14 protein-coding genes are annotated in these 12,717 nt (G+C 59.6%); 6 read left to right on the top strand and 8 right to left on the bottom strand.

From position 1 onward, the window contains the following. Positions 1-205 precede the first annotated feature (205 nt). Together AAEZ08_RS09030 and AAEZ08_RS09025 are read right to left on the bottom strand one after the other, a co-directional pair. Positions 206-592, bottom strand: coding sequence for an ester cyclase (locus AAEZ08_RS09030; RefSeq protein WP_003281466.1), 387 nt, complete (start codon positions 590-592; stop codon positions 206-208). A gap of 113 nt (positions 593-705) precedes the next feature. After that, complete coding sequence (locus tag AAEZ08_RS09025) at positions 706-1,809, bottom strand: DUF2855 family protein (RefSeq protein ID WP_500124124.1); 1,104 nt, start codon at positions 1,807-1,809, stop codon at positions 706-708. 74 nt (positions 1,810-1,883) lie between these two features. On the opposite strand from AAEZ08_RS09025, the gene AAEZ08_RS09020 reads away from it, so the two are divergent. The 3 genes from AAEZ08_RS09020 to AAEZ08_RS09010 all read left to right on the top strand — a co-directional run bounded on the left by AAEZ08_RS09020 (position 1,884) and on the right by AAEZ08_RS09010 (position 4,217). Further along, the gene (locus AAEZ08_RS09020; protein ID WP_500124123.1) at positions 1,884-2,528 is read left to right on the top strand and encodes a TetR/AcrR family transcriptional regulator; all 645 of its coding nucleotides are present in this window, start codon (positions 1,884-1,886) and stop codon (positions 2,526-2,528) included. 173 nt (positions 2,529-2,701) lie between these two features. After that, positions 2,702-3,445 carry a class I SAM-dependent DNA methyltransferase gene (locus AAEZ08_RS09015; RefSeq protein ID WP_500124215.1) on the top strand — a complete coding sequence of 248 codons (744 nt, stop codon included), beginning with the start codon at positions 2,702-2,704 and terminating at the stop codon, positions 3,443-3,445. A gap of 163 nt (positions 3,446-3,608) precedes the next feature. Beyond that, complete coding sequence (locus AAEZ08_RS09010; RefSeq protein ID WP_102820505.1) at positions 3,609-4,217, top strand: DJ-1/PfpI family protein; 609 nt, start codon at positions 3,609-3,611, stop codon at positions 4,215-4,217. Between the two features lie 40 nt (positions 4,218-4,257). Here the strand turns inward: AAEZ08_RS09010 and AAEZ08_RS09005 are convergent, their stop codons facing one another. Then, a complete protein-coding gene (locus tag AAEZ08_RS09005; protein WP_500124214.1) occupies positions 4,258-5,391 on the bottom strand; it encodes an MFS transporter in 1,134 nt (377 codons plus the stop codon). A 140-nt stretch (positions 5,392-5,531) separates the two neighbouring features. On the opposite strand from AAEZ08_RS09005, the gene AAEZ08_RS09000 reads away from it, so the two are divergent. Continuing rightward, a complete protein-coding gene (locus tag AAEZ08_RS09000; RefSeq protein WP_180983308.1) occupies positions 5,532-6,017 on the top strand; it encodes a MarR family winged helix-turn-helix transcriptional regulator in 486 nt (161 codons plus the stop codon). 125 nt (positions 6,018-6,142) lie between these two features. On the opposite strand, the gene AAEZ08_RS08995 is transcribed toward AAEZ08_RS09000, so the two are convergent. The 3 genes from AAEZ08_RS08995 to AAEZ08_RS08985 all read right to left on the bottom strand — a co-directional run bounded on the left by AAEZ08_RS08995 (position 6,143) and on the right by AAEZ08_RS08985 (position 8,101). Then, positions 6,143-6,835 (bottom strand): GNAT family N-acetyltransferase, encoded by a 693-nt coding sequence (locus AAEZ08_RS08995; protein ID WP_500124122.1) that lies wholly within the window; start codon positions 6,833-6,835, stop codon positions 6,143-6,145. Positions 6,836-6,943: 108 nt separating this feature from the next. Further along, positions 6,944-7,294, bottom strand: a complete 351-nt coding sequence (locus tag AAEZ08_RS08990) for a TfoX/Sxy family protein (RefSeq protein WP_427702318.1) — start codon at positions 7,292-7,294, stop codon at positions 6,944-6,946. A gap of 81 nt (positions 7,295-7,375) precedes the next feature. Beyond that, positions 7,376-8,101, bottom strand: a complete 726-nt coding sequence (locus AAEZ08_RS08985) for an FMN-dependent NADH-azoreductase (protein WP_427702317.1) — start codon at positions 8,099-8,101, stop codon at positions 7,376-7,378. A 117-nt stretch (positions 8,102-8,218) separates the two neighbouring features. Between AAEZ08_RS08985 and gcvA the strand changes: the two genes are divergently transcribed. Next, a complete protein-coding gene (gene gcvA, locus AAEZ08_RS08980; protein ID WP_500124121.1) occupies positions 8,219-9,118 on the top strand; it encodes a transcriptional regulator GcvA in 900 nt (299 codons plus the stop codon). A gap of 121 nt (positions 9,119-9,239) precedes the next feature. Beyond that, a protein-coding gene (locus tag AAEZ08_RS08975) for an IS5-like element ISPst5 family transposase (RefSeq protein ID WP_500124119.1) occupies positions 9,240-10,219 on the top strand; the annotation gives its coding sequence in 2 pieces (ribosomal slippage) (positions 9,240-9,612 and positions 9,612-10,219; 981 coding nt in all). A 129-nt stretch (positions 10,220-10,348) separates the two neighbouring features. Here AAEZ08_RS08975 and AAEZ08_RS08970 read toward each other — a convergent pair. Together AAEZ08_RS08970 and AAEZ08_RS08965 are read right to left on the bottom strand one after the other, a co-directional pair. Further along, a complete protein-coding gene (locus AAEZ08_RS08970; protein WP_500124118.1) occupies positions 10,349-11,032 on the bottom strand; it encodes a hypothetical protein in 684 nt (227 codons plus the stop codon). A gap of 828 nt (positions 11,033-11,860) precedes the next feature. Then, positions 11,861-12,673, bottom strand: coding sequence for a hypothetical protein (locus AAEZ08_RS08965; RefSeq protein ID WP_148263411.1), 813 nt, complete (start codon positions 12,671-12,673; stop codon positions 11,861-11,863). Positions 12,674-12,717: the final 44 nt, after the last annotated feature.

Below are 12,717 nucleotides of genomic sequence, written 5' to 3'. Positions count from 1 at the left end.
GGGGCGGCTCATGGAAGGGACTCGCGCGGAAACGCGCGAGTATACGGCAGAGTCCGGTCGGGTGATGGCCCGCGTGGCACCGTCAGGGAATGAGCTTTGCTCGCACGTTGGATCAACTGCCGCCGAGAAGCACGTCGCGACGGCGGCAGCGGCAGCCAATCCAAACCAACGTTTTTATGACCCGCCAGCGGCTGACATCGCGCGATCAGAGTTGATCGCCAATCGCGGCCTTATCGATAACCGACCAGACATTCCTGATCTTTCCCATATCGAACTCGTAGAACACGTTTTCGGTAAAGACCACGTTCTTGCCATTCACCGCAAAGCCAAACAGTTCGCCTGTGGGTGTGCAATCGAAACGCAGCTGGGCCGCCACATGAGGCGGTTCGACGATGAGCAGCCCGATATTGAACTGCAGATCGGGGATCGCCCGAACGTCGCGCTCAAGCATCTGGCGATAGCCGTCCAGCCCGACGAACTGGCCGTTGTAGTGCACTTCGTCATGGACGAAGCGCTCCAGCTCCGCCCAGCGCCTGCCGTTCAAACAGGCGATGTAGCTCCGGTAGCAATCAGCGATCTCGTCGCCAGTCATGATCGTTTCCCGCAAAGAAAGTCCGATAGTCAGGCTAGCGATTGGCTCGATATACGTCAGTCGCATCTACCTGCCGCGCTCGCTGTGGCTATCTGTCCGGCACCGAAACTTGGTCAGTCGAGCACCACGGCGTGGCCCGCCAGCGGATTGATGTCGCCTTTGATCAAGGATTCGGCCAGCGCCTGTGCCGCTTCGAGGCCGGCGTGCTCGTTCACTTGCATCCAGGGCTGCTGCGCATCGCTCACCTGAGCGATAAAGGCGAGCTGCGCCTCGTTGAAGCGACGGGTTACCTCGGCGGGACCCCAGTCGGCGTTGCGTTTCTTGATCTGATAGGGCGCGAAGTAGGGCTGTGGCTGCGGACCGGCCAGCGTTGCGTCCGTCTTTCTGTATTCGTGGTTCTGGGCTGACCCGGCGAAGCAGTCGTACGCCAGCGCATCCTTGAAATGGCTGTGGATCTGCCGGCGTAGATCGGCGCTGCCGGAGAAGTCGACGTAGAGCGTGGGCACGCTCGGGTCCAGCGAAGCGAGCTGGTCGTAGCCCAACGCCTGGCGGTAGCAACCCAGGCCCTGCACGAAGTCCGTATTGCCTGCGGAAGTCAGCCCGATCAGCTGCACCGCCGGGTTGTCCTGCAGGCAAAATGCCGTGCCATAGGCCGTCTTGCTCGAGGCGCTCGACATCAGGATCTGTCGCGCGCCGAAGAAGGCGTTGTCGTCGAGGAAATCGGCCAGCATGAACGAGGTGATGAACAGCGGGCGCAGCAGCATCTGGTAGTTTTCGCTCTCTGCGCGATAGGCGGCGTCGCTGCTGATGCGCTGGTACTGGTTGTACGCCGAGGTGAGTTCGAGTCGATGTTCGGCGCCGTCGTAAAAGCCGCGCTCGGAGACGCGCACCGGCTGCATCACGACATGGCTGGCGATCGGCCAGAAGCCATAGAAGCGTTCGCCCTTCGTCAGGCCATCGACAGTGCTCTCCACGACTTCGGCGAAGCCCCACGCCGGCATGTGGAACCACTCGCTATCGCCGGTGGGGTAGAAGTCCCAATAGCGCAGGTGAGGTGTCTCGCCGAACGCGGCGTAGGTGACATTGTTCGTGGTCAGTGCCAGTCGGCTGATACGCAGCAGGGCTTCGCCGGTTTTCAGCACCGGCATCGGTCGCGTCTGAATGCGGGTCTGCTGCATGTCTTTCTTGTTGTTCTGCAACTGGCGGATGACGCTCATCGATGGCACCTTGGGTTCGTAAAATGGACGCCTTCGACTCTATCCCTTTCGTTTCACCGCCGGGTTCGGATTTCATGAGCACACGATTGCCGAGCGCCAAGCCGCTCAAACGGCCCACTCAGCAGCGCGCCAAGGCCACCGTTCAGGCGATTTTCGACACCTATGTTCGGATATGGCAGCGCGACGGCTGGGCTCGATTGACGACCCGTGCGGTCTCGCTCGAAGCCGGCGTGGCCATCGGCACCCTGTACGACTACTTCCCCAACAAGCACGCCCTGCACTCGGGCTACGTGCGCTATTGCGTCGAGCAGCTGCTCGAGGCGATTGACGCGCAAGCGGTAGCGCCAACCGCGCTTGCCTGGCCCGAGCGCATCCGCCGACTGGTACGCGCCCTTGCCGGAGTCGAGCCACAGCTGCCCTGGTTCCATCCGGACATGCTCGAACTGGAAACGCTGGTGGCCGAGCCCAAGCATCAGCGTCGGGCCTACGAGGATCTGTTGAGCGCCTGGCATCGAGTCATCGATGCGGCGACTGACCTTCCGGTGCGTCCCTCGCCAGCAACCCTGGAAGCGCTGCATCTTTCAGTATGGGGCGGCCGCCGCTACGCGATGCTGGTGCAGCTTGAAGCGGATCGCATGATCGATTGGGCCAACTGCATGGAGCAGCTTTGCCTGGACAGGCTCGCTGGGTCACCCCAGCCCGACCGCGATCAATCATGAGGCAGCCTGTCGTTTCGCTCGGCTGACTCGCCGAAGAGAGGCGAGCAAACGGTCGCAGAGTATCTGGATGAGGGCAGCAGGCTGTACTAGCTCGGCGGTAATTGCCGGGCGATTTCCAGGCGGCCGGGATAATATGCGCGCCCCCAGCGCCCCTGCTCACACATCAGGTCATCATGCCCGGCGATGCTCTCTATACCGACTTGTCGGGTTACTACGATCTCATGTGCGCCGACATCGACTATCGCGCACAAAGCCATTGCGTTCATCGGTTGCAGCAGCTGTTCGGCAACGGCGGGACGAGGCATCTGGACCTCGCCTGCGGCACGGGTCCGCACGTCCGCCATTTCATCGATGCCGGCTATACCAGCGGCGGGCTCGACATCAATCAGCCGATGCTGGACAGAGCGGCCGCACGCTGCCCGGAAGCGCAGTTTTCCCTGCAGGACATGTGTGGCTTTGCGGTCGAGCAGCCGGCCGATCTGATCACCTGCTTTCTTTACTCCATCCATTACAGCGCCGCGCTGACCAGGCTCGAAGCCTGCATCGCCAGCGTGCATGCCGCGCTGGCCCCGGGCGGGCTGTTCTGCTTCAACGCCGTGGACAAGCGCCGGATCGACAACGCGTCATTCGTCTCGCACACGGCCAGGCATGCGGACGGCCTGTTTACCTTCAGCTCTGGTTGGCATTACCCCGGTGAAGGGGAACAGCAATGGCTGAAGCTGCGAATCGAAAAGACCATCAGCAATGAAAGCCAGGTCTGGCACGACGAACACAGGATGGTGGCAGTGAGCTTTGCCGAGCTGAGCGATCTGCTGGAGCGGTACTTCGAGGTGCATGTGCTCGAGCATGACTACGAGAAGATCGTGCCCTGGGACCAGGCATCCGGGAACGCGATATTCGTCTGCGTGAAGATTTAGCAGCGAAAGTCAGGCCCTTCGTTCAGGTCCGTGGAGTGCCCAAGCGCTTCTCGCCCTGTGGCCAGCCTTAGACACTGTACTGGTATCGCCGCTGCCGACTGTGCCTTTGCGTGCGCCTGCCGCGCTTTGAGAATAGGTCGACTCACTGGCGCTGGACCCAGCCATGCACATTGCCATTCTTACCTTTGACGGCTTCAACGAACTGGATTCGCTGATCGCGCTTGGCATCCTGAACCGCATCAAGCGGCCGGGCTGGCGTGTGGCGCTGGCTTCGCCGAGCGAGACGGTTACCTCGATGAACGGCGTGCGGCTGTATCGACAGGCTTGTCTAGAAGAGCTCGAGTCCTGCGACGCCGTGCTGGTCGGCAGCGGCATCAGAACCCGTGAAATCGCTCAGGATGTCGCAGTGATGCAGCTGCTGGCGCGGCTCAATCCCGCACGCCAGCTGATCGGCGCCCAGTGTTCGGGCACCCTGCTGCTTGCTAAAGCGGGTTTGCTGAACGGCGTTCCCGGCTGCACCGACCTCACCACCAAGCCCTGGGTGCAGGAAGCGGGTATCGAAGTGCTGGAGCAACCATTCTTCGCGCGCGACAACCTGGCAACTGCCGGCGGCTGTCTGGCGTCCATCTATCTAGCGGCTTGGACGTTGGCACGGCTGGTTGGGCTCGATGCGGCAGCCGAGGCGCTGCACTACGTCGCGCCGGTAGGGGAGAAGGAGGACTACGTAGCGCGAGCGCTCGTCAATATCGAGCCGTATCTGAACTGCGCCTAATCATCGCCAATTGGTTGATCAGGTTCTCGATACGGCTGCGTCATGCCGGTTGCGCCTCTCGCGACGGCGCCGTGAGCTGCACGGCGAGGCCCATCAACAGCACGATGCCAACGGCCATCAGCAGCCAGGCATCCGCCAGGCTCGCCAAGCGGTCGCGTAAAAGGCCCGCGCCCAGCGGTGCCAGGCTGGCAATCAGGTAGCCGCCACCCTGAACGAATCCCAGCAACGAGCCGGCGTCGGCCGAGTCCCTTGCATGGTCCATGGCTAGAATCAACGAGAGCGGGAACAGGGCGCCGATGCCTACACCCAGCAGAATCGCCGTTGGAATTGCGAGCATCAGCGGTGCAAGGGCGAGGCACAACAGCCCGGCCAGCACCACGGCCAACACACCCAGCACCAGCGGCCGCCGCTGCCGGATTCGTCCGATCAGCGCGGAGAGCAGCAATCCGGCGCCCACTTCCGCAAGGCTGATGCCGCCGAGCAACAGGCCGCTGTCCGCAGCGCTCCAGCCAAGGCCGGTGTAATAGGGCGGCAGCCAGGCCAGCACCAGGGTATAGGCCGCCGTACCGATGCCGAAGAACAGCAACAGCCGCCAGGCGAGTGGCGATTTCAGCGGCAATGGTCTGGCAACGGCTCGCCCTGTAGCGACCGGCGGGCGCGCCAGGCTCCACCAGATCGACAAGGTCAGTACGGCCGGAATCGCCCACAATGCCAAACCATTTGACCAACCGAATCGTTCTGCCAGCGGCGCGGCACTGGCAGCGGCGAGGGCAGCGCCGCCCATGATGCCGGTGGTGTAGAGCCCCATCAGCGCGCTGGTCCGCTGCGGATGGCAGCGGTGGATGTACGCCGGTATCAGCGCCTGCACCAGGGCAATCCCGACGCCGCCCAGTGCGGCGGTGAGGATCAGGCCGATGCCGCCAGGCGAACCCCAGCGCAAGGCACTGGCGAGCGCCACCAGCGTGAGCCCGAGCGCTACGCCACGACGCTCGCCCAGCTTCGCCTGCAACATGGCGCCGCCCAGTGCGCAGAATCCCATGGCAGCGATGGGCAGGGTGGTAAGTGCTCCTGCACCGGCACTGCCCAGACCGGTCGCGGCCTGGATTTCGTCGAGTAATGGCCCGATGGCCGCTAGGATAGGCCGCAGATTGAGGCCTACCAGCAGGACGAGCATGACCGCCAGTAACGCCTCGCCGGCCCGCGATAGTGAAGATGACGCGGGTGATCGAACGGAAAGCATGGCAATCTCCAAGTGGGCAGTTAATGTCTTTGCGATAAGTATCTTAACATCAAGATAAATAGACGAGGTATCCGGTGATCGATAGAGCTCAACTCGCCGTTGAACAATGGCAACGGCAACGGCCGGATTTGGACACCTTGCCCATGCGGCTGATTGGCCGACTGGGCGAGGCGGCGCAGGTGCTCAATCGAGATGTGCTGCAGCCATTCTTTGATGAGCACCGCTTGCACTTCGGTGAATTCGACGTGCTGGCGACCTTGCGTCGCGCCGGCGAGCCCCATGCCTTGAGCCCGACCGCTCTGTATGAAGCGGCGATGATTTCTTCAGGCGGCATGACCAACCGGCTCGACCGCCTCGAGCGTGCTGGGCTTATTGAACGCAAGCCCAACCCCGAGGACCGTCGTGGCACCCTGGTTGCCCTGACCGAAGCCGGCTTCACTCTGATCGACGGCCTGATGACCGCCCACGTCGAGAACGAAAAAACGGCCCTTGCCTCGCTCAGTCGTGACGAACAGGAACAGCTCGACAGGCTGCTGGGCAAGTGGCTGGCAGGACGCTAGCGCTACGCCTGGCGTAAGCCGCGATAAGGACCGCGGCTCGATAGGGCGCGGCGTATATCCGCGCGGGATGGTAATGGCGCAGGCGCGGGCTCGGTATCACCCGAGCCTGGTGACGTCTCGCTCGATCAATGCAAACGCCGAACGCTCGATTGCTGCACTACTTCTTGCGCCTGGCGCGCCAGTTGATCGAGCAGGCGGTCGCGCTGTTTCTCCGCCTCGCTCATCGCCCTGCGGCCGTTCTGCTGCACCAGGTAGCTGTAAATCTGCCGGACTTCCTTGGACTGGAAGATCGGCTCCAGATCCTGCACCGCCACCGCACCGTTCGAGGCCTCGTTTCGCGTATTCATCACCACCTGCGGGCCGCGCGCCAGCAATGGCTGAAAGCCCAGCGCGCGGAAGTACGGCACCTTGCCTGCAACGCACGCCACCTCGGCATGGGGATAGCGCGCCACCATCGCCTCGACCATTGCCCGGCCAATGCCCTGGCGACGATGGCCGGCGTCCACCGCCAGATAGACCAGCGCGCAGGCTTCCGGGTCATCCACAAAGGGCAAGTACAGCGCGAAGCCGAGCAGGACCGCCGGGTCCTCAGCATCCAACGCCATGATCAGTTCCGGCTTGCCGGCCTGCGCGCCGTCCATGCTGTCCAGATAGCGATGCACCTCGAAACCCACCACGTACTGGTACAGCTGATACAGCGGGTTGCTGGGCTGCAGCGATACCGGGCTGATGTCGCCGAGGTAATCCACCACCATCTGCAGCACCTGGCTTTTCAGCGATTCCGGCGGCGGGGTGTCGAGGTGGGTGAGGGTGAACATGGCGGCGCTCCGGGGCGGTACTGAAAATGGCGGCATTGTACCGGGCGGTGTGCGTCAGGCGAGGGTAAGCGGCATGGTGATCGGTGCTACGAGAGATCCTGCCTGCCTCTAAGTCGCGGCTGCGTCTGGCTTTCTCTTTCGCGGTTTGCGTGGCACAGGTGCTGGCATGAGGCGAGCCGTTTCGATCACCAGGCGGCGGAGTTCGTCGGCGTTGTCAAGCAGCTCGTCCGCCACCGGATAGTTCTTCGCGCCGGGATAGGGCGGCGCTTGCGGCAAGTCCGGGGCAAGCGTTTCGGCGGCCTGCGAAGGCTTGATGAACAGGCTGTTGTCGCAGACGAACGCGACGACCTTTTCATCCAGATAAAGGGCGTACTCGCCAAACATCTTCCTGTACGTCAGCCTGCTCCCCAGGCCAATCTGCTCCGCCACATACAGCACGAAATCTTTGTCGCTCGCCATGTCTGCTCCGCTGTCTCGACTGGGTGCCACGCCCATGGAGCGTAGCGTGGAAAGCGAGGCCGTTTCCACGCATTGCCCGCCTTACACCTGATTGAGCTCCACCTCCCTTGCCCGCGTATGGAGTGGGGGCGTGTCGAGTGATGCCTGCAGCTCCGTAACCAACGCATCCACCTCGCGCAGCGCCTCGGCCACCGAGGCGGCCAGTACCTCGCCACCGGTTTCCTGACCTTCAATCGCAATCTGGTGAATGCGGGTGATCCCGATGAAATTGAGTGCCGTCACCAGGTTCGGCTCCAGGTGATTCATGTGCGCCATCTCCCCACCAGGACCAAAGCCGATGCCGCCGCGGGCGCTTAGGATGACCGCATGCCGTGGCCGGTCCGCCAGCAACGGCACGTACGGATCAGGCAGTTTGCTTTCGTCGACCTCAACCGTCCGGCCCGGGCGCACGATCTGGTCGATCCAGGCCTTCAGTGCCGCGGGCATGCCGAAGTTGTAGAGCGGCGTACCGATGACCAATACATCGGCGGCAATCAGCTCATCGACCAGCTGGTCGCTTTCCGCCAGCGTGTCCCGCATCCACGGCTCACGGCTTTCTTCCGGCGTAAAGCTCGAGGCGATCCAGTCATGGCTGATAAACGAAGGCGGGTTCTGGCCTATATCCTGATAGACGATGCCGTCCTGTGCGCGGCGGGCCGCCCACTGGCTGACGAAGCGGTGGGTGAGGTTACGGCTGTGGGAACCGTGCTCGTCCTTGCCGGCAAGGCCGGGGCGGGCGCTGGCATCGAGGTGCAGAAGGTGCGTCATGATGATTCTCCTCTGTGATTAAATTCATCTGTCGTTCGCGGTAAATCCAGCCTAGGGCTAGGCTGTGCGAGCGACAAACGACCATTTCTTCCAACTACAGATGAGAGAAACTCAGCCATGGCGCACCGCCGGTTACCTTCGCTTTCTGCGCTGCGGGCCTTCGAAGCCGCCGCCCGCCACGAGAGCGCCAAGCAGGCCGCCGAGGAGCTGTCCGTCACGGCCACGGCGATCAGCCACCAGATTCGTTCGCTGGAGGAATCCCTCGGTGTGGCGCTGTTCCTGCGCAAACCTCGGAAACTGGAACTGACTGACCAGGGGCGCGAGCTGCAACAGACGCTGGAAGCCGCGTTCAACAGCATCAGCGCCACGGTCGAACGCCTCAGCGCGAAGCCCTGCCGCCAGGCGATCACCCTCAGCACCACACCGGCCATCGCGGTGCGCTGGCTGGTGCCCTGGGTCTGCCTGCTGCGCGATTCCCATCCGAATATCGACCTGCGCTTCCACACCTCCCATGAACCGGTCGCGCTGGATGGCGTCACGGCGGATATCGCCATCCGCTACGGCGACGGCCGTTGGCCGGGGGTGGTGGCGGAGAAGCTGTTCGACAACACCTTCGTCCCGGTTTGCAGCCCGCACCTCGGCTTGCGGGATATGGCCGAGCTGCCCAGACACCCGTTGATTCACTTCCGTGCGCAAGCTGCGTTATCCGCCCCGATTCATTGGGCGTCGTGGCAAAAGCTCGCCAACGTGCCGGGGCTGGATGTGAGCGCCGGGCTGGTCTTCTCCGACGAAACCCACGCCATCTCCGCCGCCATCGGCGCGCAGGGTGTGGCGTTGATGAGTCGGCAGCTGATCGAAGATGAACTGAGGGAAGGGCGGCTGGTGCAGCCGTTCGGGCCGGAGATGGAAGGCAAGCCGTTTCATCTGGTTTATCCGGAGAGCCGTCGGGATGACCCGACGGTACGGGCGGTTAGGGAGTGGGTAATGAAGGTGCCGGGTGGGTTGTGTGAGTTGTAGCTTCGCGGATGCTTTTTGCGTCCCATCCGACCCGAACTACTCCTCAACGATATTAGGGATGGTCTGAAAAAGACTTCCCGAATCTGGTGAAATACGCCGATCCCGTTGCCCGAGTTTCCCGATGAAGCAAATGACCTTCGCCGACGCCGAGCACGCCGGCAAGCGCAAGCAGACCCGCAAAGAGTTGTTCCTGATCGAGATGGATCAGGTGGTGCCGTGGAAGGGTTTGATTGCCCTGATCGAGCCGCACTACCCCAAGGGTGAAGGTGGTCGTCCGGCGTATCAGCTGATGGCGATGCTGCGCGTACATTTGATGCAGAACTGGTTCGGCTACAGCGATCCGGCGATGGAGGAGGCGCTGTACGAGACCACAATCTTGCGCCAGTTTGCCGGGCTGAACCTAGAGCGTATTCCCGACGAAACCACCATCCTCAATTTCCGTCGCCTGCTGGAGAAGCACGAGTTGGCGGCCGGGATTCTGGCGGTGATCAATGGTTACCTGGGCGATCGGGCCTGTCGCTGCGCCAGGGCACCATCGTCGATGCCACGCTGATCCATGCGCCGAGTTCGACCAAGAACAAGGACGGTAAGCGTGACCCGGAAATGCACCAGACCAAGAAGGGCAATCAGTATTACTTCGGCATGAAGGCCCACATCGGCGCGGATGCCGAGTCTGGCCTGGTGCACAGCGTGGTGGGGACGGCAGCCAACGTTGCTGACGTTACCCAGGTCGACAAACTGCTGCATGGAAAGGAAAACATGGTGGGCGCCGACGCGGGTTACACCGGCGTAGAGAAACGCCCGGAACATGAAGGCCGGGAGGTGATCTGGCAGATTGCGGCCCGCCGCAGTATGTACAAGAAGCTGAGTAAGCGCAGTGCGCTGTACAAAGCCAAGCGCAAGATCGAGAAATCCAAGGCCCAGGTGCGCGCCAAAGTCGAGCACCCGTTCCGGGTGATCAAGCGCCAATTCGGCTACGTGAAGACACGCTTCCGTGGCCTGGCGAAGAACACCGCGCAGTTGGTGACACTGTTCGCGCTGTCGAACCTGTGGATGGCGCGCCGACATTTGCTGACGAATGCAGGAGAGGTGCGTCTGTAATGCGGGAAATGGCCGGCGCGAGGTGCTCGCGCCGGCTATAAATCCGGAAATAGGGGATGATTTGATCGTTTTTTAGCCGAATCACCGTTTTGAAATCGGCAAGGGCTGGAGTCAGCCAGAAATACCTGACTACTTCAGACCATCCTTAGAGGGCTTCCGAGTCATTTCTAAGTTTTTCTTGGGTAGCATTCCTGTCTCAAATACAGCTTTCTTATCTGTTGAGTTACCTTTGAATAATAAATACAAGATGTCGTCGGATTCGCCGGCTATGCATGCTTTGACTCGATCAGTATTCGTTAGAGAGATAACCGACTCGGTGCAGGTGGTTGCGAATTCAAATGCCTGCTTTTCTGCTCGTTTAACGGCCGTGGATACAGTGAAGTCCCATAAGCCATAAAGTAGCGCTGCGAGAAGCATTGTTAAAAGAGTGGCGAGAAGAAATTGCTTTGTCTTGGCGTGTCTTTTGGATAGTTTGTGTCTTGCCTTGTTGATTAAATTATTAATGAAATTGTCTTTGTTTGTCTCGCTTTCAGGGTTCTCTATAAGAGCGATTATGTAAGTTACAAACATGATCACGCTGAGCGCTATGAGCGAGGCGGCGATAATTACCAGAAAGCTCACGCCGCCATATACTGCATAGATCTGGCTTGAGTATCCGAGGCGATTGATCGGGACGTCTAGCCGGTTTTTTAGTGTTTCTAAGTATACGTAGCCATTAGTAAAGAATAGAGCAAAAACTACTGCGATTGCTGATAGACCTTCAATTTTAAAAATCTTTGGCAGTTTTCTTACTGCCTTCTCATTTGTTGTCATTATGCATCCTTAGGTTTCGAGTCTTGCATCGCTGGGGGCGGGCTGAAGTGAATTGGCTAGTTTATATTTGTGTGCCGGTTGAAGGGTGGTCGATTTGTATTCCCCTTGAGCTCGGACTTGTTTTCCTGCTGGCGCCAAGTAGAGGTATTGCATAGGGGTTGGGGCTGCAGATGTCTAGCCTTCTGTTCCGCCCTGCTGGGCGGGTTCCTTTTGGCAGTCGCCCCAAAAGGAACCAAAAGGGCTTGCCCCTGCATCCGGCCCTGCGCTTCGCTCCGGGTTCGTTCGCTCCATCGCCATTCCAGGGGCACGCCGCGAAGGGCCATCCCTGGCCCATCGCGGCTCTCGCGGCATCCATGCCGCTCAACCCCTTCCACGTCGATTCCGCTCACCCTCCTGAAAGGGGCGGTTGGTGTCGCCTGCCGGTTTGTACAGAAGAAATAAATAATCCAAAGGACTCTCGGGCGACTCGGACTCCGTTCCCCGTCAGGAGGCCGAGTCGAGGTGTTGCGTAGGGGGATGAGCCGCATGGATGCGGCGAGAGGGCTAGGCGCCCCCGCATAAAGGGCCAAGGATGGCCCTTGTAAGCCGGCCTCCGGAGCAGCGCCGGTGCGAGGGAAGTCTGGCCGGAGGTCAGACCCGGATGTCGGGGTGGCCTTCTCTTTGGTTACTTTCTCTTGGCCAGACAAGAGAAAGTGACTCGCCGTGCAGGCGAAATCTGCCGGTTGGGACGAGGAAAGCGTGGCGGGAGCATCAAGCAGCGCGCCATCACCTGAAAATAAACTGTTCACTTTTTTGTGGCTCATTTCTAGTTGCATAGAAAGGAGAAGCTCAAGAAAAGTCCCAGTGCATTTGTTTAAAAGAGGGTGCTACGCCTTGCATAAGTAAAAGCTTTGCAGCTTCGTCGATGCGGTCTCTTGTAGATAGTGCCTCAATTTCTTGGGCTTTTTTAAAAAGTTCATAAATGCTGGGCTCGATAAACGTATTGCTGTAACTATAAAGCTCGTATTCTTTTAGCTCATGCAGCGAAAACTGTTTTGTTGTATTAATTAAGTAAAGGGCTGTGCTTTGCGTTATGCTTCTCGCATCTTTAAGGCATAAATGTCTAAAGACCCTGACGGCAGCTCCTTTGGGGTTTGGGTTGTGCAAAAGCACTATATCCATTTTTTTTCTTTCTAAGCTTTCTAGATAGCTAGAATCGCAAATGACTTCACGGGAGCGCCAGTTCATTAGTATGGCATCCCAGTTTAGAATTGTTGTTTTGGTTAGGGAATGAATTGATTCGTATTTTACGAAGCCGCGAGCTACAGCCCATGTGTCCTTTGCGTGCCATATGTCAATTGGCCAGCCGGCGACAGTTAGTCTGTAGCCGCCGAATTTATTCGGTGTGAGTCCAAGGTTTGAGATTATATTAAAACAGTCTTCCCAGTTCCCATCTATGACTATGTCAATATCTGAGCAGAAACCTTTTTTTCCGAACATGGCTATGTCGCGGAGTATTCCTCCAAAAAGATAGATATCTGAATAGGGGGAGCTCTTGGATATTAATTCAATAAAATCTTTTGGCTTTTTGAAGGCATAGGCGGCGCCTCCCGTCTTCGTGGAAGTATCATTTAAGTCTAGGGGGATTTGGTTTTTGGTCATTGGCCGCTTGGGTGCGGTATCAAAAAACCTTTCTACCCTAGACT

Origin of the sequence: Pseudomonas sp. E45-MNA-CIBAN-0222 (assembly GCF_040310405.1) — a bacterium.
Lineage (GTDB): Bacteria > Pseudomonadota > Gammaproteobacteria > Pseudomonadales > Pseudomonadaceae > Stutzerimonas > Stutzerimonas stutzeri_AC.
This window is presented reverse-complemented; position numbering and strand designations above follow the sequence as displayed.

What these genes read in the sequence shown, in the direction of transcription:
- AAEZ08_RS09030 (WP_003281466.1), bottom strand. Translation starts at nt 592, where the DNA reads ATGACTGGCGACGAGATCGCTGATTGCTACCGGAGCTACATCGCCTGT.
- AAEZ08_RS09025 (WP_500124124.1), bottom strand. Translation starts at nt 1,809, where the DNA reads ATGAGCGTCATCCGCCAGTTGCAGAACAACAAGAAAGACATGCAGCAG.
- AAEZ08_RS08990 (WP_427702318.1), bottom strand. Translation starts at nt 7,294, where the DNA reads ATGGCGAGCGACAAAGATTTCGTGCTGTATGTGGCGGAGCAGATTGGC.
- AAEZ08_RS09015 (WP_500124215.1), top strand. Translation starts at nt 2,702, where the DNA reads ATGCCCGGCGATGCTCTCTATACCGACTTGTCGGGTTACTACGATCTC.
- AAEZ08_RS09010 (WP_102820505.1), top strand. Translation starts at nt 3,609, where the DNA reads ATGCACATTGCCATTCTTACCTTTGACGGCTTCAACGAACTGGATTCG.
- AAEZ08_RS08965 (WP_148263411.1), bottom strand. Translation starts at nt 12,673, where the DNA reads ATGACCAAAAACCAAATCCCCCTAGACTTAAATGATACTTCCACGAAG.
- gcvA (WP_500124121.1), top strand. Translation starts at nt 8,219, where the DNA reads ATGGCGCACCGCCGGTTACCTTCGCTTTCTGCGCTGCGGGCCTTCGAA.
- AAEZ08_RS09020 (WP_500124123.1), top strand. Translation starts at nt 1,884, where the DNA reads ATGAGCACACGATTGCCGAGCGCCAAGCCGCTCAAACGGCCCACTCAG.
- AAEZ08_RS08970 (WP_500124118.1), bottom strand. Translation starts at nt 11,032, where the DNA reads ATGACAACAAATGAGAAGGCAGTAAGAAAACTGCCAAAGATTTTTAAA.
- AAEZ08_RS08985 (WP_427702317.1), bottom strand. Translation starts at nt 8,101, where the DNA reads ATGACGCACCTTCTGCACCTCGATGCCAGCGCCCGCCCCGGCCTTGCC.
- AAEZ08_RS09005 (WP_500124214.1), bottom strand. Translation starts at nt 5,391, where the DNA reads ATGCTCGTCCTGCTGGTAGGCCTCAATCTGCGGCCTATCCTAGCGGCC.
- AAEZ08_RS08995 (WP_500124122.1), bottom strand. Translation starts at nt 6,835, where the DNA reads ATGTTCACCCTCACCCACCTCGACACCCCGCCGCCGGAATCGCTGAAA.